The 18,050-nt window shown below is 65.5% G+C and carries 20 protein-coding genes; 9 read left to right on the top strand and 11 right to left on the bottom strand.

Annotated features, from left to right (window positions below; genetic code table 11):
• The first annotated feature begins 87 nt into the window (after positions 1–87).
• Together EPL01_RS12680 and EPL01_RS12685 are read left to right on the top strand one after the other, a co-directional pair.
• A complete protein-coding gene (locus EPL01_RS12680) occupies positions 88–1,665 on the top strand; it encodes a Na+/H+ antiporter NhaC family protein (protein WP_135825629.1) in 1,578 nt (525 codons plus the stop codon).
• 373 nt (positions 1,666–2,038) lie between these two features.
• Positions 2,039–2,305 (top strand): DUF7513 family protein, encoded by a 267-nt coding sequence (locus tag EPL01_RS12685; RefSeq protein ID WP_135825630.1) that lies wholly within the window; start codon positions 2,039–2,041, stop codon positions 2,303–2,305.
• Between the two features lie 432 nt (positions 2,306–2,737).
• Here the strand turns inward: EPL01_RS12685 and EPL01_RS12690 are convergent, their stop codons facing one another.
• Positions 2,738–3,064: an uS10/mL48 family ribosomal protein gene (locus EPL01_RS12690; protein WP_135825631.1), complete on the bottom strand. Its 327-nt coding sequence runs from the start codon at positions 3,062–3,064 to the stop codon at positions 2,738–2,740.
• Positions 3,065–3,224: 160 nt separating this feature from the next.
• Between EPL01_RS12690 and EPL01_RS12695 the strand changes: the two genes are divergently transcribed.
• Entirely contained in the window at positions 3,225–3,662 is a 438-nt protein-coding gene (locus tag EPL01_RS12695; protein WP_135825632.1) for a bis(5'-nucleosyl)-tetraphosphatase, read from the top strand.
• A gap of 125 nt (positions 3,663–3,787) precedes the next feature.
• Positions 3,788–4,879, top strand: a complete 1,092-nt coding sequence (locus tag EPL01_RS12700; RefSeq protein ID WP_135825633.1) for a DUF5787 family protein — start codon at positions 3,788–3,790, stop codon at positions 4,877–4,879.
• Positions 4,880–5,162: 283 nt separating this feature from the next.
• Here EPL01_RS12700 and EPL01_RS12705 read toward each other — a convergent pair whose 3' ends face one another.
• The gene (locus EPL01_RS12705) at positions 5,163–5,663 is read right to left on the bottom strand and encodes a DUF5797 family protein (protein WP_135825634.1); all 501 of its coding nucleotides are present in this window, start codon (positions 5,661–5,663) and stop codon (positions 5,163–5,165) included.
• A gap of 439 nt (positions 5,664–6,102) precedes the next feature.
• Between EPL01_RS12705 and EPL01_RS12710 the strand changes: the two genes are divergently transcribed.
• Positions 6,103–6,879: an enoyl-CoA hydratase/isomerase family protein gene (locus EPL01_RS12710; RefSeq protein WP_135825635.1), complete on the top strand. Its 777-nt coding sequence runs from the start codon at positions 6,103–6,105 to the stop codon at positions 6,877–6,879.
• Here the strand turns inward: EPL01_RS12710 and EPL01_RS12715 are convergent, their stop codons facing one another.
• Positions 6,880–8,163 (bottom strand): MFS transporter, encoded by a 1,284-nt coding sequence (locus tag EPL01_RS12715; RefSeq protein WP_135825636.1) that lies wholly within the window; start codon positions 8,161–8,163, stop codon positions 6,880–6,882.
• Positions 8,164–8,410: 247 nt separating this feature from the next.
• On the opposite strand from EPL01_RS12715, the gene EPL01_RS12720 reads away from it, so the two are divergent.
• A complete protein-coding gene (locus EPL01_RS12720) occupies positions 8,411–9,613 on the top strand; it encodes an inorganic phosphate transporter (protein ID WP_135825637.1) in 1,203 nt (400 codons plus the stop codon).
• A gap of 289 nt (positions 9,614–9,902) precedes the next feature.
• Here EPL01_RS12720 and EPL01_RS12725 read toward each other — a convergent pair whose 3' ends face one another.
• Together EPL01_RS12725 and EPL01_RS12730 are read right to left on the bottom strand one after the other, a co-directional pair.
• A complete protein-coding gene (locus EPL01_RS12725; RefSeq protein ID WP_135825638.1) occupies positions 9,903–10,334 on the bottom strand; it encodes a universal stress protein in 432 nt (143 codons plus the stop codon).
• 579 nt (positions 10,335–10,913) lie between these two features.
• Complete coding sequence (locus EPL01_RS12730) at positions 10,914–11,783, bottom strand: winged helix-turn-helix domain-containing protein (protein WP_135825639.1); 870 nt, start codon at positions 11,781–11,783, stop codon at positions 10,914–10,916.
• Positions 11,784–11,935: 152 nt separating this feature from the next.
• Here EPL01_RS12730 and EPL01_RS12735 point away from each other — a divergent pair, with 152 nt between their 5' ends.
• The gene (locus EPL01_RS12735) at positions 11,936–13,129 is read left to right on the top strand and encodes a threonine synthase (RefSeq protein WP_135825640.1); all 1,194 of its coding nucleotides are present in this window, start codon (positions 11,936–11,938) and stop codon (positions 13,127–13,129) included.
• Here the strand turns inward: EPL01_RS12735 and EPL01_RS22495 are convergent.
• Together EPL01_RS22495 and EPL01_RS21700 are read right to left on the bottom strand one after the other, a co-directional pair.
• Positions 13,126–13,251 (bottom strand): hypothetical protein, encoded by a 126-nt coding sequence (locus tag EPL01_RS22495; protein ID WP_281275368.1) that lies wholly within the window; start codon positions 13,249–13,251, stop codon positions 13,126–13,128. The genes EPL01_RS12735 and EPL01_RS22495 overlap by 4 nt on opposite strands.
• Positions 13,252–13,408: 157 nt before the next feature.
• Entirely contained in the window at positions 13,409–13,579 is a 171-nt protein-coding gene (locus EPL01_RS21700; protein WP_168215906.1) for a hypothetical protein, read from the bottom strand.
• Between the two features lie 415 nt (positions 13,580–13,994).
• On the opposite strand from EPL01_RS21700, the gene EPL01_RS12740 reads away from it, so the two are divergent.
• Positions 13,995–14,738 carry a metal-dependent transcriptional regulator gene (locus EPL01_RS12740; RefSeq protein WP_135825641.1) on the top strand — a complete coding sequence of 248 codons (744 nt, stop codon included), beginning with the start codon at positions 13,995–13,997 and terminating at the stop codon, positions 14,736–14,738.
• 77 nt (positions 14,739–14,815) lie between these two features.
• Positions 14,816–15,493: a LysE family translocator gene (locus tag EPL01_RS12745; RefSeq protein ID WP_135825642.1), complete on the top strand. Its 678-nt coding sequence runs from the start codon at positions 14,816–14,818 to the stop codon at positions 15,491–15,493.
• A 15-nt stretch (positions 15,494–15,508) separates the two neighbouring features.
• Here the strand turns inward: EPL01_RS12745 and EPL01_RS12750 are convergent, their stop codons facing one another.
• From EPL01_RS12750 to EPL01_RS12765, 4 genes are all read right to left on the bottom strand, one after another.
• Positions 15,509–16,219 (bottom strand): HD domain-containing protein, encoded by a 711-nt coding sequence (locus EPL01_RS12750; RefSeq protein WP_135825643.1) that lies wholly within the window; start codon positions 16,217–16,219, stop codon positions 15,509–15,511.
• 170 nt (positions 16,220–16,389) lie between these two features.
• Positions 16,390–17,148: an alanyl-tRNA editing protein gene (locus EPL01_RS12755; RefSeq protein WP_135825644.1), complete on the bottom strand. Its 759-nt coding sequence runs from the start codon at positions 17,146–17,148 to the stop codon at positions 16,390–16,392.
• 47 nt (positions 17,149–17,195) lie between these two features.
• Positions 17,196–17,483: a hypothetical protein gene (locus tag EPL01_RS12760; RefSeq protein ID WP_135825645.1), complete on the bottom strand. Its 288-nt coding sequence runs from the start codon at positions 17,481–17,483 to the stop codon at positions 17,196–17,198.
• 189 nt (positions 17,484–17,672) lie between these two features.
• Positions 17,673–17,882 carry a hypothetical protein gene (locus EPL01_RS12765; RefSeq protein ID WP_135825646.1) on the bottom strand — a complete coding sequence of 70 codons (210 nt, stop codon included), beginning with the start codon at positions 17,880–17,882 and terminating at the stop codon, positions 17,673–17,675.
• Positions 17,883–18,050 lie beyond the last annotated feature (168 nt).

The following is an 18,050-nucleotide window of genomic DNA, read 5'->3' on the forward strand; positions in this document are numbered from 1 at the left end:
GGGGCTTAAGTTCTGGAGGCCCGGCAAGACAGGTTTGCCTTAGCGAGTGATTACTTATACTGGTACTGAATATATTCCACCGACAGTATGGTAGATACGGGAGACGAGGAGTCACCAGAAGAGTCAGTCGCAGAGGAGCTGGCAGACGCCAGACAGGCCCGGAGCGGCCCCCGAATCGAGTTCTACGGCGGCCCCGCGGCCAGCGCCATCCCCATCGCGCTGTTCATCGCGTGGGCCGTCTTCCAGAGCGGTCTCATGCGAATCGGCGACACGACCGGTCTGGTCGCCGGGATGCTCATCTCGCTCGTCGTCGGAATGTTCTTCGCCAAGGGCGACTGGAAGACCTACGCCAACACCATCTTCGAGGGGATGACCCAGCGCGTCGCCGCGACCGCCATCGTGGCGTGGCTCTGGGCGGGCATGTTCGCCGACACGATACAGGCCGGTGAGTTCGTCAGCGGTCTGGTCTGGGCCGCCCAAGCCCTCGAAGTCGGCGCGGCGCTGTTCCCGGCTATCACGTTCATCCTCGCGGCCCTGCTGGCGACCGGCATCGGCACGGGCTACGGGACCACCATCGCGTTCACGGGACTGTTCTTCCCGGCGGGCGTGCTGCTCGGCGCGAACCCGACGCTGCTGTTCGGGTCGATTCTCTCCGGCGCGGTCTTCGGCGACAACCTCGCGCCGGTCTCGGACACGACCATCGTGAGCGCGGTCACCCAAGACGCCGACATCGGCGGCGTGGTCGCCTCGCGGTTCAAGTACGCCATCGTCGCGGCGGTGCTGGCGTTCTCCGCCTACCTCGTCGCGGGGTCGGCGATGTCCGGCGTCGACGTGGCTGGAAGCGCGAACATCCTCGGCGGACAGGCCGAGGCGCTCGGTCTGGTCCACCTCGCGTCCATCGGCGTCGTTATCGCCACCGCAGTGAGCGGTCGGCACATCGTCGAGGCCATCTCGTGGGGCCTCGTCGTCGCGGTCGTGGCGAACGTCGTCTTCGGCCTCGCGCCGCTCTCGGAGATGCTGCTGTTCCGAGCGCCCGCGAGTTCCGGCTTCGCCCAAGCGCTCGAGTTCCTTCCCATCGTGACGACCGTTCCGGCGACCTCCTCGGACATCGGCGTCTCGGGGACCATCTACTCGGGCGCGGCCGGGTTCTTCCCGCTCATCGTCCTGACGCTGCTCATCGTGGCGGGAGCGCGCATCATGATTCGCGGCGGCGGTTTCGAGGCGGTCCAGAACTTCCTGCTCAACAGGGTCGCCACCAGCGTCCGACGGGCCGAGACCACGATGGTGCTGGGCACGGCGTCGGTCAACGCGATGATCACCATCAACACCGCCGCCGAAATCGCCATCGCGCCCTACGTCGCACGCATCGGCGAGCGGTTCAACGTCAACGGCTACCGGCGCGCGAACATCCTCGACGCTAACACCTCGGCGCTCGGTTACATCTTCCCGTGGGCGGGCGGCGTCCTCGTGGGATACACCGAGATGCGCGGGCTGGTCGAGGAGTTCGACTGGTTCACGCAGGCGATGCTGGTCAACCCCGCCGAGGTCTGGCCGTTCGTCTTCCACGGCTGGCTCCTCTTCGCGGTGTTCATCATCTCTGCGCTGACCGGGTTCGGGCTGGAGTACACCACCGACCGCGAGTCCGAGGAGGTGGCGCGCGTGTGACATCCTCGCCAGCCAGATTCGGCGTGGCTCCCTGCACAGCAGGAACGCCCGTCACGGCGGTTCCGGAACGAATCGTCACAGTCCTCGACCGGAGCGGTCTGCTCCGTCGGAACCGTGGTGTTCCGCGGCCCTGCCACTGGGGCACCCATCTCCGGCCGTGTCATCGACCCACGGTTTCTCGATGGGACTCTCACCGCCGAAGTCGAACGGTCGAACACCGTCCGAAACCAACAGCAAGTCGCACACGGCACAGCCGTGTAGATGTGACTATATCACCGATGAGTTTCAAATCACCGATTCGTACACCAGCACAGACCACGAAACGTACTCCGTCCTGTACTGACGGACGAAAGTCTTCCCTCACGGTGAAACAATGAGCCTCCGCAAAAAGTACTTCGCGGGCTTGGGCTTCCGGACGAACAAGCCCGACTTCGAACCGGGCGAGGAGATTTCGGCGTTCGTGACGGGCTACGAGGACGACACCCCAATCGTCCGCGTCGGCGACACCATCCTGCGCGTCGAGGGCGCGCCGGAAGACGCCCTCGACACCCGCGTCAGACTCCGCGTCGAGGAGTTCGACCGAAACGACCACGACGGGACCGCGACGTATCTGGAGACGGTCGGCGAGTCGTCGTTCTGAGTCCGGAATCGCGGTTTTTCTTTTCGAGAAGCAGATGAACCACGATTGTTTAGGAAATTAAAACGTCGTTTAGATGATTGTAACTCATGCTTTGGCGCGCGCTGGCGGACCACAAGAGGGTCCGCCATCGTCGCGCGAGGTCTGCGCGAGCGAAGCGAGTCACGGCCCGTCAGAGCGTGCCGCTGACGGTGCTGTGCGGGAGACTCCTGTGTTCAAGCCTGAAGCTAGCTTCCTCCGACCGTCTCCCTCTCCGAAACCCGCCGCTCAAACCATCCGCCGCTCGAAACCGCTCGTCGCTCGAACCCGAAGCTAACCTCCTCAATTCTCTACTTCCCCGAAGCCGGTGACACCGGCCGTGAAGCCGGAAATCCGTGAACCGGCGTCAGACAAGCGAAATCCGAGAAGAGCCGAACCCGAGAAGACCCGAAGGGATTAGGCCATCTGCTCGATCTGCTCTAACTCCACCTCGATGTGGACGCCGTCGGGGAAGTCGAACTCCGCGACTTGTCGGGCCAACTTGTTGTGGCCGACGATTTCCAGTTGGCGGGTGTAGACCGTGTAGTCCCACGACCGGAACTGTCGGGTCTCGTCGCCCGCCGTCGATTTGTACTGGGGCACGCTGAGGCGCTCGGGAGGTGCCGAGTGCGGGCCGCGGAGTTCCGCGCCTTTTCGTTCTGCTGTCGAGCGAATCTCGTCTACGACGTTCTCCAGCGCGGGGCGATTCCCGCTCTGAAGCCGGATTCTGGTTACGAAGGTCATGGCTGGGAGTTGGGTATCGAAGTGCTTCAGCATCGAGGTACGTAAAACGTCTGTTCTCTGCGCGCGATACGCTGTCGGTCGTTCGCACGCGACAAGCCATCGTCGCTTGCGCGCCATTCTCCGACATTCTCTTAACGCACCGCCGTATACACTCCGGTAAATGACGGTTGAAGCTACGTCCGCGGGCGCGATCCTCTATCGGGATACCCGCGGTCGCCGGGAATACCTCCTCCTCAAGTCGCGTCCGGGCGACTGGGAGTTCCCCAAAGGCGGCGTGGAGGGGGACGAAGAGCTACAGCAAACAGCCATACGCGAAGTGAAAGAGGAGGCGGGCATCCAGGACTTCCGCCTGCTCGACGGCTTTCGGGACGACTACGACTACGTCTTCGAGGCGAACGGGAACACCATCCACAAGACGGTCCACCTGTTCATCGCCAAGTCCTACGAGGCCAGTGCGGAACTCTCTCACGAACACCGCGACCACCAGTGGCGCGACTACGACCAGGCCATCAACACCATCACGCAGGACGGCCCGCGGGAGATTCTCGAAGACGCCCACGAGTTCCTGAACGAGAAAGAGGAGAACGGCGACGTGTAGTCGCCAGCGGTCCGAGCGATTACTCGCAGTCCGGTTCGTCTTTTTTCGACGGTCTACCGCAGACTCGCCAGCAACGCCGCCTCCGATTCCGAATTACTTAGGCCGGACGGCTTCCAACTTCAATCGTGAGCGACGCGGACCGAAACAGAGGGGCCGACGCGAGCGCCGAGGCCGACCCGGAGTTCCTCTTCGAGTTGCGGACCTGCCGGTGGGCCGAGCGCGAGTGGCCGCCCGGTTCGGACACCGACGGCGATTCGAACTCCCGGCCTGCCATCGTGGCCCGGCAACTCGGCACCGGGCGCAGACGCTGGGACACCATCGTCGTGGAGGTGAACCCCGACGCCTTCGGCCAGCGGGCCAACTTCGGCCCTCGGCGACTCGACTCGGACCTGCTGGACGTGATTCCTCACGCACCCGCCGACTGGCAGTACTACCGCGACGCCCTCCCGAATCCCGGCTACCCGTGGCGCTACGTTCGGGAGTCCATCCACCGCGCCGACGACCGCGGGATTCTCGACGTGCGAAAGCGCAACAACCGCATCCAGATTCGCCGCAAGTGGGCCTACCCCGACTGGGTCGAGCGCATCGTCGCCGTCGAGAACAAGCCCGACTTGGACGCCAGCGCGGCCCGGAACCTCAGCCAGCAACTGGAGTACGACGTGGCGCTCGCGCTGGCCGACGAGGTCTGGGTCGCCACGCGCGCGACCGGCGAGTCGGTCGAACCCGCCCTGCTCGAAAGCGTCCCGGTCGAGGCCGGAATCCTGACAGTCGATGCGGACTCTCGCTCGGCCGCAGTCGAGTGGTTCCCCCGGAGCCTCGACGCCGACGCGCCGGGAACCAGAATCCTCGAACGCGGGGACAGCGGCGGCGAGTACGGCTCGGCGGCGGCCCGCTTCGAGTACGCCGACCCCGAGTGGAAAGCCGACAAGCGCCTCGAAATCGCCGAGCGCGCCTACGAGAAGGGCTGGCGGTCGTTCGCCGAGACGATGCGCCCGGACTGTCGGCACTTCCAGCTGCGCCGGGAAGGCCGGACCCTCTTGCCGTACTGCGGTGCGAAAGGGTGCCACCAGACCAGCTCGGAGTGCTCGGGGTCATGCCCGGAGTTCTCGCCCGAGCCGCCCCAGTGGCGGACGAACGGCTGGCCCATCGAGGGCGGGCCGGGCAAGGGGATTCGGAAACTGCTGGAGAAGCGTCGAGAGCGCAATCGCCCGGGGTAGTCGAGCCGACGGCAGAGTCGAACCGACACGCGCCGGTTTTCGAGCGGCCCCACCGCCGTGAAAGACACGGAAAGTGCTTTCACCCCGAGTCGGTGGATAGTAACGTGGGGGTAAAGCGCATGCCAAAGAAACCGCCGTTTCCGGAGAGCGACCGCGACGGCGACAGAAGCGCGCCCGACATCGGCGATATCATCGGTCGTATCATTCGGGAGCCGACGAACGGCACGGGGCAGTAACGCCGTCTCAGGCCGCTTTTCTTTCGCCTCGGGGTGGAAGTCGATGCTTACTCCGCGACCGACACCTCGACCGAATCGCGCTCGACGGTCAGCCTGAACGTCGGCACGGTCCGGTAGACGACTTCCACGACGCCCTTCCGGCGGAGCGACTGGAGGGCGCTCCGCACGTCCCCGGCCTCGGGGTCGATGTCGTACTCGGCGCGCAACTTCTGGAGGACCGACACCACGCTTTCGGAGTCCTCGTCCGGTCCGGCCACGACCGAGAACACCTGTTGCTGGAGTTCCGGCACCCGGATGGCCGCGGGCGTGCCCTCGCCCTCGTCGTCCACCACGCCGGGTTCGACGTCTACCAACTCAGCGGCATCCTTGTTCGCTCGAATCAGGCTGTTGTCGTCCCGGTAGTAGTAGTCCTTGAGTTCGCTTTCGAGGTACTGGTGGACCTCGCTACCGCTTTCGAGCCCCCAACGCTCCTGTAGCTCCGAATTTTTGGTCGGCTGTAGCTCCACGAGGTCGGCGAGTCTCTCGCGGGCCTCCTCAGAGAGAGTCATCGGTCGGCGCTACGGCGGGGTGATATTTCCACTTTCCGGAAGGAAGAAAGTGCGTGGACGTTCGTCCAGTTCGTCTTCCCAGATAAGTATAGGTTCTTTATGAAAATATAGGATTTTCTTTTGGAATTATTTAGTTGTCTTGGCGAAACGACGGCGGATGCGACGAGAAGCTAGCTACTGCCGAAGCCAAGGGGACACCGCGACCGCACCGCTGCCGCGGACCACACCCTCCCCAACCGACTGCGTTGCTCGGGGTTCGCTTCGCTTACACCCTGCGCTACTCGTCCCTCGCGCGGCCGACGGGTCGCACGAGAGCGACCCGTCAGCGCGCGCCGGGAGAGAAGTCAACATCTATAGCGCCGAAATCGAAAAGTGAAACCTCGCAGAAACCTCTCTCCGTCTCGGAAGGATTATTCCCGCGGCGGCCGACGTGGTACGTATGTCCGATTGGGAGACCATCACGCTCGACTACGACGAGGACGTGGCGACGCTGACAGTGGACCGACCCGACCGACTCAACGCGCTCAACGTCGAGACGCTCGAAGCCATCGAGGAGGCCCTCGCGGAGGCCGAATCCGAGGGCGTCGGCGCGCTGGTCCTCACCGGCGCGGGCGAGGACGCCTTCGTCGCTGGCGCGGACATCAGCTACATGCAGGACCTCTCGACGCCCGAGGCCCAGGCCTACGCCGAACTGGGCCACCGCGTCGCGGACAAACTCGAGCAGTTCCCTGCACCGGTCATCGCGGCCATCAACGGCTACGCCTTCGGCGGTGGCTGTGAACTCGCGCTGGCCTGCGACCTCCGCGTCGCGGCCGAGAGCGCGGTCATCGGCCAGACCGAAATCGACCTCGGCATCATCCCCGGCTGGGGCGGCAGTCAGCGCCTCCCCCGCCTCGTCGGCGACGAGATGGCGCGCAGGCTCATCTTCTTTGGCGAGCGCATCGACGCCCAAGACGCCAACGAACACGGCCTCGTCGGCGAAATCGTCGCTGGCGACCAGTTGGACGACCACGTGGCCGAACTCGCCGCCGACCTCGCGGACAAGCCGACCTACGCGCTCGCCGCCGCCAAGGAGGCCATCAACGAGTCCCACGAGACCAGCCAGCAAGCGGGCCTGCGCTACGAGCGCCGCCTCTGGAGCGGCCTCTTCGGCACCCACGACCAGCGCGAGGGGATGGAGGCGTTCTTGGAAGACCGCGAACCGGAGTTCGAGTAGTCAATCCTGCGGCGCGGCCCCAACTATCTCCTCGGCATCTGAAACCGTCTCCTCGACTTGCGTGTAGACCAGCACCAACCCCAGCGCCGCCAGTACTCCGCCGAACGTGAAGGGCCAGACGAACCCGAACGTGACGAGGAATCCCGACGCCAGCGGGCCGATGGCGGTCCCCAGCCCGAACGCCATCGTGAGAATCGAGAGCTTGGTGCCCGACTCGCCCTCCTTCGCCAAGTCTCCGGCCAGCGCGAGCGACGGGGCGAACACCATCGCCACCGCGACGCCCTGCACGAATCGCGCCCCAACCATTCCCGCCGGCGTCGTCACGAACCCCTGCGCGAACAGCGCCGGGACGAGCAGGACGAACCCCCAGACGAGGAAGGGTCGCCGCCCGTAGATGTCGCTGGCCCGCCCGATTGGCACCTGAAAGACGACGTTGGCGATGACGACCGCCGCGAATTCGAGCGCGAACAGCACCGACCCCTGCGAGAGTCGGTCAGAGAGCTGTGGCTCCAGCGTCGCAAACAGGCCGATGCCGATGGCCATGAACAGCGTGGCGATGCCGAGGGTGAACACCGGGTCGAGACCCGAGTCCTCGGGGTCCGTCACGGAGACCGCGAGTTCGTCGCCCGCCGCGGCCCGGGTCCGCTCGGGGTCCTCGACGAAGAGAGCCACCAAGCCGAAACTCGTCGCCGCACCGAGGAGCGCGAGCAGGAACGCCGCGGTGAACCCCGAGACGGTCCCGGCGGGAGTCGCGTAGGGTCCCAACTCGATGAGGAACCCGGCGACGAGCGGGCCGAACCCGAAGCCGACGAGCCGGAAGGTGTTGAACACGCCGAAGTTGCCGCCGCGGGTCGCGTCGGTCGCCAGTTCGTTGACCAGCGCCACCGTCGCGGGAATCGCCAGCGCCGCGCCGACGCCCTGCAACATCCGGAGGCCCAGCACCGCGGCGTAGCTCTCGGCGAAGACGTAGGCCCCGCTGGCAATCCCGAGCAGGGCCAGTCCAACCAAAATAAACGCCTTGCGCTTGCCGGTCCGGTCCGAGAGCCGCCCGGTGAACGGCTGGCCGAAGCTGTTGAGGAAGCCGAACAGCGAGAGCGCGACCCCGATGAGAATCGACTGGGCGACCGCGACGCCCAGAAACTCCGCGCCGCCGCCCGGCGTGTCCAAAATTACGTCGTCGAGAAACTGCGGCAGGACGACGATGAGAAACGAGTTGCCGACCGCGTCTATCATCCGGGCGAACGCGAGGGTCAACACGCGCCTGTCGGTTCCCAACAGCGCCATCGTCGGAAGATGGGGTTCCGCCCGCAAGTCGGTTATGGTAGTTGGTAGCACGACCTCGACAGCCGCCAGCACGCCCCGACACTCTCTGACACGGTTTCGGTCACGCGGGTCGTGGGTAGATTTATCAGCGCTACTGTCTTATCCGGCAGTCTCAGACGGGCTTCGGCGAGTGCCGAGGCTCACGAGGACGCTCCATGACGACGAACACACCAAAATCGGCGGGCGAGCGCGGAGGGCGACGGCGATAGTGGCGGGACTCGTCTTCTGGGCGCTGGTCGCGCTGGCGACGCTGACCGGCCTGTTCACGGCGTGGACGCTGGGCGCGAACAGCAACTCGCCGCCCTTCGCGCCCGCTATCGGCGCGAACGCCATCTCGACCATGCGGGCCGCCTTCCTCATCGGGATTCTGGCCGCGATTGGGGCGCTGACGCAGGGCGGGAGCATCTCTGACACGGTCGGCGCGGGCCTCATCGACGGCGTGGCTATCTCCTCGTTGGCGGCGACGGCGGGCCTGCTCACCGCGACGGCGTTCATGGCGTTCGGCGTCTACACCGGCTATCCCGTCCCGGCGGCGTTCGCCACGACCGGGGCGATGGTCGGCGTCGGCCTCTCGCTCGGTGGCGACCCCGCGTTCGGCACCTACCGGCGAATCGCCACCTTCTGGGCGCTCGTGCCGCCGGTCTCCGGCGGACTGGCCTATCTCACCGCCACCATCCTCCGGCGCGACGACATCCCCGAGACGGTGAGCGTCCCTCTGCTGGCGGGACTGGTCGGGGCCATCGTGGCGAACGTCGAGTTGAGTGTAATTCCCTCGCCCTCGGGGGCCGAGCAGGGGTCGCTCGCGGCCTATCTCGCGGGATTCGTGAACACGCCAGCAGTCGCGGGCGTCGAGGTCGCCGCGGGCCTCGCCACGCTGCTGTTCGCAACTGGAAGTTTCCTGTTTATCCGGCGTCGAACGCAAGTCTCGGTCGATGCGGGCGTCAAGACCTTCCTCGTGGCGCTCGGGAGCGTCGTTGCCTTCTCCAGCGGCGGGAGCCAAGTCGGCCTCGCCACGGGACCGCTTGAGAACCTCTACCGGGCGGAACTCGGCCTGCCGGGTATCGTCCTGCTGGCCATCGGCGCGACCGGTATTCTGGCCGGGGCGTGGATGGGCGCTCCTCGGCTCTTACAGGCGACTTCGCGGGAGTACGCCCAACTCGGGATTCGGCGCTCCATCGCCGCGCTGGTGCCGGGGTTCGTCATCGCGCAGGCCGCCATCGCGCTGGGCATCCCCATCTCGTTCAACAACATCATCATCTCGGGGGTCATCGGCGGCGGTCTCGCCGGGGGGTCGGCGGGCGTCTCGCGCCGGAAAATCGGGGTGACGCTGGCGTTCTGGGTCATCACGCTGGTCTCGTCGGTCGCGGTCGGCTACGGCGTCTACTGGGCGTTCGCGCAGGTTCTCGGGTGAGGAGAAGGCTGAATGACCCATTTTTGGGGTTGCGACGGCGGCCGACCGGCCGCCGGGAGGCGCTCGGCCGACCAACCGCCAGCAAACGCTCGACTGACCAGACCACCAGAACGCGTCTGCCGACCAAACCACCACGGGTGGGGCTTCAAGAAGACACTACCACCGCAATCCTGCGGTTCTCGTTCCCGATCACACTAAGGAGGAGAGCGACTGAGCAGCGGATTCAAGAGACCTTCATCAGACCGATTCTGCGGTCAGTTTGGCCGGTGACGGGAACTCGCAAACCAACTCATCGAACGACAGTCACCGAGACGGGAGCCTCCCCGACCACTTTCGTCGCCACGGTCCCCAGCAACCGCCGAGCAATCTCGCCGCGTTCGCCGCCGTGGCCGCCCATGACGACGTGGTCCGCGTCCGACTCCTCGACGTACCCGACGATGGTCTCGGCCGGGTCGCCGGTCTCGATGGCGGTCTCGACGCGCCGGTCGGCCTCGACGGCGCGTTGCTTCGCGCGGTCGATGATTCCTTCGGCGCGCTCGCGGGCCGCCTCGCGCCGCTTCTCGCCGGGTTCGAGGAGACCGCCCTCGCTCATCGACTCGTCAATCGGCGTGACCACGTTCAGGACCGTAATCTCGCAGTCGAAGGTCTCGAGCGCGAACACCAGCGCGTCGTCGGCCAGCGGCGACCCGTCCAGCGGGACGAGGACGTGTGTCGGTTGCATACTGGTGGGTTCGGGGGCCGGACACAAGTAGTTCGGCGACCATGGGATTGACTATTTCTCGACCTCGCCTCGGGGTGAGAACGAGTGTGAGCCGCCGGAAACGGGACACGAACCGCAGAGCCAGGAGTGCTGGCGTCTTTTTGAAGCCCCCGCCCGGTCGCGGTCGCTGAGGGACCCCTATCCGTCGCAACTACGTCCGTCGGATATGTCGCTCAGCGACTACAGTGTACGCCGGGAGACAACCCGCGTCTCCCGAGGTCACACTCGCACCGGGAGACAAACCGCGTCTCCCGAGCCGTCACCTCACTTCGTTCGGTGAGACTCCGCTCGCGTGACCGCGACCGGGCGGCCCCTTCATCCATCCCACGGCGGTTGGTCGGCCGACGTTCGCTTGTGGTCTGGTCGGCCGACGTTCGCTGGCGGTTGACGCACCGGGCGCGTCCGGCGCTCGACCGGCCTGCCGTGGCGGCGCTGAACGCCGCTTGGCGCAGGAGGCGGCTAGTCGGTCGAAGCAGAGGAGAAATAATTACAATTTATTGAGAAATGCTTTTCTATATTTAATAATCAAATACTTCCCTCTCACTCCTTGCCTTCGATTCCGACTACCTTCGCGTCCCCGTCCAGAAGAACCCGCATCTCGTCGCCCTCGCAGGCGACGGTCACAGCGAGGTCCCACGGGTCCTCCGACCGGACCTCGACGGCGTCGTCGCTCACGACGAATGGAAGTTCCCAGAGCGGCCGACTCGTCACGTCCACGCCGCGCTCGTAGAAGAACGAGACGACCGCAGGGTGGTTGAGGACCGTCTCGCCGGGCGTGGTCCACATGAATCCGCCGCAGTGTTCGCAGGTGTGGGCGACGTAGGGGATTCTGTCCTCCTCGCTGCGGTATCGGAGTTCGCCGGGCATCCGTCCGGCGCACCAGACGCAGACGTCCCGGTTCATCAGCATCACGTGGTGGCGCACCCACTGGTCGAACGTCTCCAAGCGGTCGGCGTCCGCGTCCCGCGATTCGACCGCGCTCGGCGGGAACTCCACGGTCATGTACTCGCGCTCGCACTCCGGGCAGGTGATTCGGAGGACCGCCTCGTCGTACGACATTTCGAGCGAGGTCCCGCAGTCGAGGCAGTCGCTGTCGATGTCGCGCGGTTCGAGTTCGGTCTCCCGCGTGAACAGACCCGCCACGATGGTCCGGTAGAGGAGTTCGCCGGGATAGGTCAGACTGTAGCCCTCGTCGGTTCGCTCGACGAACTGCCCGACCAGCGTGTCGAGGTGGTAGTTGAACTTGCCGGAGTCTCGAATCCCGGCGCGCTCGCGGAGTTGCGAGAAGGTCAGTACCTCCTCGTACTCGTCGTAGGGGGCCTCGGCCAGCGCCCGGAGGATGGTCATCCGGGTCTCGTCGGCCACGACCCTGAACACGTCGGCGGGGTTCGGTTGGTCAGATTCGCTCATTCACGTGTTGTCGTGGCACCCCCACAGTTAAAAGGGTATTTCGGATTACAGGACCAGTTGCGGCCCGTCGGTTCGCACTCGACCGGAGTACAGAAGACCTGCGAGAGTGAGAAAGGGGCAACGATTAGTCGCTCGACTCCGAACCTGCGCGCATGGAAACCACCGACGCCTTCGTCGGCCTGACGTGTGTCGATTGCGGCGAGACGTTCGACGCCGAGGAGACCACGCATCGGTGTCCCGACTGCGACGGAATCTTGGACCCCGACTACGACTACGACGAAATCGACATCTCGCGCGAGGACCTCGAGTCCCGGCCCTTCGAGTCGATGTGGCGCTACGAGGAGTTGCTTCCCTTCCCGCAGAGCGCCGCCGTCTCGATGGACGAGGGCGCGACCCAACTCGTGGAGTGCCCGCGACTCGCCGACGAGTTGGGCGTCGAGCGCGTCCTCTTCAAGGACGAGGGGCGCAACCCGACCGGGACGTTCAAGGACCGCGGTCAGACCGCCGCTATCACGGCGGCCGTCCAACACGGCGCGACCGACGTGGCGCTGAACTCCGCGGGCAACGCCGGGCAGGCCGCCGCGGCCTACGCCGCCCGCGCCGGACTCGACTCGCACGTCTTCCTGCCCTCGCGGGCCGGGTTCACCAACAAAGCGATGGTCAACGTCCACGGCGGCGATATGAAGGTCGTGGAGGGTCGCATCGGCGACGCCGGGGCGGCCTACGAGGACGCGATGAAAGACCACGACGACTGGTACTCGGTCAAGACGTTCGTCACGCCCTACCGCCACGAGGGCAAGAAGACGATGCTCTACGAAATCGTCGAGCAGAACGACTGGGAGGTCCCCGACGCGGTGGTCTACCCGACCGGCGGCGGCGTGGGTCTCGTCGGGATGCACAAGGGGGCGAAGGAACTCAGAGACCTCGGCCTCATCGACGAGGTTCCGTCGATGTACGCGGCCCAGTCGTCCGGATGCGCGCCCATCGTGGAGGCGTTCGAGGAGGGCGAGGAGGTCCACGAGGTCTGGGAGACGCCCGACACCATCTGCGGCGGCATCGAGATTCCCGACCCCGGCGCGAGTCCGCTCGTCCTCGACGCGCTCGAAGAGAGCGACGGCGGCGCGGTCGCCACCAGCGACGAGGACATCCTCGACAGCGCAATCACGGTCGCACAGCACGAGGGCTTAGAGATGGGCGCGACCTGCGCGGCGGCCGCCAGCGGCGCGTGGGAACTCGCCCGCCGCGGCGAGTTCGGCGAGGACGACACCATCGTCCTGCTCAACACCGGCGCGGGCAACAAGGACGACGACGTCCTCCGAAGCCACCTGATGAGTAAAGGAATCTAGCGTTCGACGCTGACGGGCTCCTCGGCGATGAGCCACGCGTCCGGCGACTCCTTCGACCGCAGTTCGAGGCTCCCGTCGTGGAAGTGAGCGGTAATTCGCTCGCTCGTCTCGGACTCTGACATCGTAGTCGTCGCTACGCGAGAGTCGGCTATTACTATACGCCGTCTACGGGCGGAGTACAGGCGGTCTACGCCGGGATACGCCGCGTCTACGGGCGAGTAAGCCCGACCGGACTGCGAAAAATGGGACTCGAAACGGGCCCGAACGCGGGGGTCGAGGTCAGTAGAAGTACACTTCGAACTCGTCGCCGCAGCTGCTACAGTCTACGACTGCGCCCGTGAGTCGGTCGGCGTCCCGAAATTGGGGGTCGGGTTCGCCGCCGTCGGTGACGACTTCGACTGACCTGTCGTCGCAGTTCGGACACCCGATACTCATGTCTGCTTGCGACATACCTTCGAAGTCACCCCTGCGACGGTTAGTTATACACCGTCTAGTCGGCCGCCAGCGCGAGGAGTGCCGGGTGCTAACTCGCTATTAGATTCTCGATAACACTGCACCGAGCGCGGTTCGCGCCCGAAGGGCGTGGTCGTCTCAGCCGACCCCTATCCGGGCGCGCAGAACTGCGCGCCCGGATATGTCGCTGAGCGGCCGTCACGTGAGCCAAGCGAGGGTGACCTCGGTAGTCACGGCCCGCGCAGGCCGCAGGCCGAGCAGGAATGTCTACCGGCGGCGAACCGCGCGAGGGCTTTCGAGGACATTGCTGTCCAGTCTACTCCCACTGCTTCTGAGGAAGAAAACTCCCACGACCACCACGACCCCACCACAGACAAATATAAGTTTTAGACGCGGCTAAATCCGGTATCGAATGTTGAGCGACGTGATGGAGGACTACCTCAAGTCGATATACGCCCTCCAGCAAGAGGACGGCGGGCCGGTCGCAACCTCGGCCATCGCCGAGTACCTCGAGGTGACCTCGCCGACCGTGACCAGCATGGTCGAGAAACTCGAAGACAGGGGGCTGGTCGAGCGCGAGAAGTACAAGGGGGTCGAACTGACCCAAGAGGGCGAGACCGTCGCGCTCGAAGTGCTTCGCCACCATCGCCTGCTGGAGTCGTACCTGACCGAGCATCTGGACTACTCGTGGAGCGAGGTCCACGAGGAGGCCGACACGCTCGAACACCACATCAGCGAGGAGTTCGAGCGCCGGGTCGCCGAGGTGCTGGACGACCCCACGGTGGACCCCCACGGCGACCCCATCCCGAGCGCCGACCTCACGCCGCCCGAGGACGACACCACCACGCCCCTCTCGGACCACGACGCGGGGGACCTGCTGGTCGTCTCGCGGGTCAGCGACCGCGACGAGGAGGAACTGCGCTACCTCGCCGACGCGGGCATCGCCCCCGGAACCAGACTCGAAGTCGCGGACGTGGCCCCCTTCGGGATGGTGACGGTCCGGTTCGCGGACGACGGCGAGCGCGACCAGAGCCTCCCCGAGAACGTCGCTCGGTCGATTCGCGTCCGGCCCGCAGATGACGACTCGGACCCGGATTCGGACTCAGAGAGCGACGGCGGCGACGGCGAGGGCAACAGCGAGGAGATCGAGGCCTGACCCGACCTCATCCCTAACCCGACCCCGTCCTGTCGGAGAGACAGTTTTTTCTCGGCAGAAATCAGTAGTTCCGACCGATGCTCGATTTCGTCGTCTCGGCGCTCGCTGGCGTCGCGCTCGGCCTCTCGCTGGCGGCCCCGCCCGGTCCGATGAACGCCATCATCGCCGAGGAGAGCGTCCTCCGCGGGTGGGGGTCGGGCTTCCGGGCCGGACTGGGCGCGATGTCGGCCGACGCCTGCTTCTTCGTCCTCGCGTTGCTCGGAGTCGTCACGGTGGTCAGGGACGTGCCGGTCGTCCAGCAGGTGCTGTTCGGCTTCGGGGGCCTCCTGATGCTGTACTTCGCCTACGGCGCGGCCACCGACGCCAACGCCGCGTTCGGCGGCGACGCCGCCGCTGACGGGGCCGGTGAGATAGCAGACCGCGAGGACAGCAAGGGCTTCAGGAAGGCGTTCGTGCTGGCGTTGACCAACCCCTACCAGATTCTCTGGTGGCTCACGGCGGGCGTCGGCCTGCTCGACCCCGGCACCTTCACCATCGACGCGCTCGGCGGTCTCGCCATCTCGACCGGGAGTCCCATCATCGTCGTCGGCTTCTTCGGCGGCATCGGGCTGTGGATAACCGGGTTCCCGGCCGCGCTGGTGACCGTCGGGCGGCGCGTGGACGCCTTCGCCCCCATCGTGGCGTACCTCAGCGCAATCGTGCTGGCGCTGGCGGGCCTGTCCTTCCTCTCGAAGGCGACCGGGATTTTAGCGTGATTATACCGTCTCCGGCTACGGCCGACGCTGGGTCCGACGGTCGGCCGAGGTCTCGCGGTCCATCTCGGGGACCTCGCCCTCGAGCCACTCGCGGAACCACTTGACGCGCTTGAGACGCTTGTGGGCGATTCCTTCGGCGGTCTCGCTCTGGACGCGCTTGGCGGCGTCCTTACCGCGCTCCATCACCCTATCGACCATCTCGGCGGCGTCCATGTGGGTCCGGGCCTCGTAGCCCATCCGCAACAGCATCAGGGCCGTGCCGTTCGCGCCCACCTTGTCGAGGAGGTCCGCCTCGATGAGACACTGCGTCTCCTTGGGCAGGTCGGTCACGTCGCCCTGATAGGAGTGGTTCTCGACGGCTTTGCAGACCTCCTCGACGAACGATTCGGGGAAGTCGCCGTGGGTTTCGAGGTACTTCCGGGCGATTCGCGCGCCCTCCTCGGCGTGGACTTCCTGGTCGGCGTCCAACTTGGCGATGTCGTGGAACAGCGCGGCGACCCGCGCCACGTCCACGTTCGCGCCCTCCTTCTCGGCGATGGTGCCCGCGAGGTCCACCACGTTGAGGATGTGGTTGAACCGGTATTCGGCAGAGTGCCACGGGTACCACCGCATCCGACCGCCGCCGTCTTCGTTCTCGACGCTGGCGGCGAGGTACTCGTAGACGAAGTCCTTCATCTCCTCGAATTCGGCCTCCGAGACGGGCGACTCCTTAATTTCGACGCCCACAGAACCACCTCGATTCGCAGATGTCCGTACTCATTCTTACTCGTATAAACGTATGATTGACTCTTTAGACTTACGACGAAGACACTCAGAACTGCTGGTCCGTTTCTGCGCGTTCGTCCGGAACGGCGGTCGCTCGCCGTGAAACCGGTGGCGGCGGGCCGAATCAGCAGTCAGACAGTTCGATTTTCCCGTGCGGGATTTGCCGACGAGTCCTGAAGGGCGAACTCGATGCGCTCGGTGTCCTCGCCCTTCGAGGTCCGGTCGAGTATCTCGATTCGCCCGACGTCGCCGAGGCTATCGACGTGCGTGCCGCCGCAGGGGCAGTAATCGAAGTCCTCGACTTCGACCACGCGGAGGGGGTCCACGTGGTCGGGGATGAGATTCAGGAGCGCGCGGCCCTCGTCGGTCCGGGCTTCGACCTCCTCGCGGGGGCGCTCGGCCTTGGTGACTTCGAGGTCGCGCTCTACGGCCTCGTTCGACAGGCGCTCGATTCGCTCGACGTCGGCCTCGGAGAACTCCGCCGGTTCGAAGTCGATGCGCGAGCGGTCGGCGTGAATCTGGTTCCCGGCGGTCTCAGCGCCGTACTCGTCCAAGACGACGCGCGAGACGACGTGCTGGGCGGTGTGCATCCGGCGGTGGGCCTCGCGGCGCTCGGCGTCGATTTCGCCCCGGATTTCGTCGCCCGGCTCCGGCATGTCGCCCGCAACGTCCTCGACGTAGTGGCGCACGTCGCCGTGGTTCTTCCGAACCTTCGTGACGGTCGCGCTCCCGCCGTCCCACGACAGTTCGCCGCGGTCGGCGGGTTGGCCGCCGCCCTCGGGGTAGAAGTACGTCCCGTCGAGGACGACGTACTCCTCGCCGGTTTCGGTCACGGTCGCCTCGAACGCCGTCACGTCGTCTTCGTCGGGGAGGTAGCGTTGCTCTGTCACACTCGGCCAAAGGCAGTCGAGGCGCTTAACCTGTGGGTTGGCGGAACCTACCCGAGCCAGCTACCCAGTCGCCGCCGGAGGCGCTTCAGCATCGGGGCGCGCTGTCGCTCGTCGTCGGCGCGGTCGGTCGCTCTGTTCGCCGCTCCGCGAGGAGTCGCCGCGGCGGTCGGTCGGCTCCGCTCGCGGGACCGAAACAGGTCGCGGGTCGCCAGCGCGAACAGCGACGCGCCCAGCAACGCCCAGCGGACGGCCCAGAACCGCATCGCTCGGCGGAGGAGGGCGTAGCCGAGGCCGACGCAGACGAGTGAGGACGTTACCAGTACTGTCGGTTCCATCTCTCTCCGGATTGGGAGCGTTCATCCAATCGATACGTATGCGTGGGGACCATGCGAGCGGACAGACGATACGCATTGGTTTTGTTATGTGTTCCCTGACGCGGTTTTAGGTTCCCGCAGGAGACTATTGTAAATAACGCATCTACCGGTAAACGACGCCTGAACGGTCGGTAATCGGTCCCAAACGACTCACCCGAACGCAATCACGACCGCCAGCAGGCCCGCGAGGATGCAGAGCAGGCCGACCCGGCGCTTGTGGTCGGCGAGGGCCTCCTCGGGTTCGGGCGGGACGTTCAGGAGGTCCGACTGCACTTCGAGGACGGTCTGGGGAAACAGGAAGTCCGCGAACCCCCACGCCAGAAGCAGGAGGCCGACGGCGAGTTTCACGGGGACGCGCATTCGAGTGACACTAGTCAACGTGGAACAAGAAATAGGTTACTCAGAGGCGTTGACAACCATACATAAGTTCTAAAGAAATATTTCTAAATGCTAAAGAATTAACTTACTGTCTCACTACCCTGCGAACGGGTCCGTGACGGAAATCCGGCGACATTCGCTCGGAGACTG

Source organism: Halorussus ruber (genome assembly GCF_004765785.1).
GTDB lineage: Archaea > Halobacteriota > Halobacteria > Halobacteriales > Haladaptataceae > Halorussus > Halorussus ruber.

Excerpts from the sequence above, each read along its gene's own strand:
- EPL01_RS12695 (WP_135825632.1), top strand. The coding sequence starts at position 3,225 with ATGACGGTTGAAGCTACGTCCGCGGGCGCGATCCTCTATCGGGATACC.
- EPL01_RS12740 (WP_135825641.1), top strand. The coding sequence starts at position 13,995 with ATGTTGAGCGACGTGATGGAGGACTACCTCAAGTCGATATACGCCCTC.
- EPL01_RS12735 (WP_135825640.1), top strand. The coding sequence starts at position 11,936 with ATGGAAACCACCGACGCCTTCGTCGGCCTGACGTGTGTCGATTGCGGC.
- EPL01_RS12680 (WP_135825629.1), top strand. The coding sequence starts at position 88 with ATGGTAGATACGGGAGACGAGGAGTCACCAGAAGAGTCAGTCGCAGAG.
- EPL01_RS12745 (WP_135825642.1), top strand. The coding sequence starts at position 14,816 with ATGCTCGATTTCGTCGTCTCGGCGCTCGCTGGCGTCGCGCTCGGCCTC.
- EPL01_RS12710 (WP_135825635.1), top strand. The coding sequence starts at position 6,103 with ATGTCCGATTGGGAGACCATCACGCTCGACTACGACGAGGACGTGGCG.
- EPL01_RS12760 (WP_135825645.1), bottom strand. The coding sequence starts at position 17,483 with ATGGAACCGACAGTACTGGTAACGTCCTCACTCGTCTGCGTCGGCCTC.
- EPL01_RS12715 (WP_135825636.1), bottom strand. The coding sequence starts at position 8,163 with ATGGCGCTGTTGGGAACCGACAGGCGCGTGTTGACCCTCGCGTTCGCC.
- EPL01_RS12725 (WP_135825638.1), bottom strand. The coding sequence starts at position 10,334 with ATGCAACCGACACACGTCCTCGTCCCGCTGGACGGGTCGCCGCTGGCC.
- EPL01_RS12730 (WP_135825639.1), bottom strand. The coding sequence starts at position 11,783 with ATGAGCGAATCTGACCAACCGAACCCCGCCGACGTGTTCAGGGTCGTG.
- EPL01_RS12705 (WP_135825634.1), bottom strand. The coding sequence starts at position 5,663 with ATGACTCTCTCTGAGGAGGCCCGCGAGAGACTCGCCGACCTCGTGGAG.
- EPL01_RS22495 (WP_281275368.1), bottom strand. The coding sequence starts at position 13,251 with ATGTCAGAGTCCGAGACGAGCGAGCGAATTACCGCTCACTTCCACGAC.
- EPL01_RS21700 (WP_168215906.1), bottom strand. The coding sequence starts at position 13,579 with ATGTCGCAAGCAGACATGAGTATCGGGTGTCCGAACTGCGACGACAGG.
- EPL01_RS12765 (WP_135825646.1), bottom strand. The coding sequence starts at position 17,882 with ATGCGCGTCCCCGTGAAACTCGCCGTCGGCCTCCTGCTTCTGGCGTGG.
- EPL01_RS12690 (WP_135825631.1), bottom strand. The coding sequence starts at position 3,064 with ATGACCTTCGTAACCAGAATCCGGCTTCAGAGCGGGAATCGCCCCGCG.
- EPL01_RS12685 (WP_135825630.1), top strand. The coding sequence starts at position 2,039 with ATGAGCCTCCGCAAAAAGTACTTCGCGGGCTTGGGCTTCCGGACGAAC.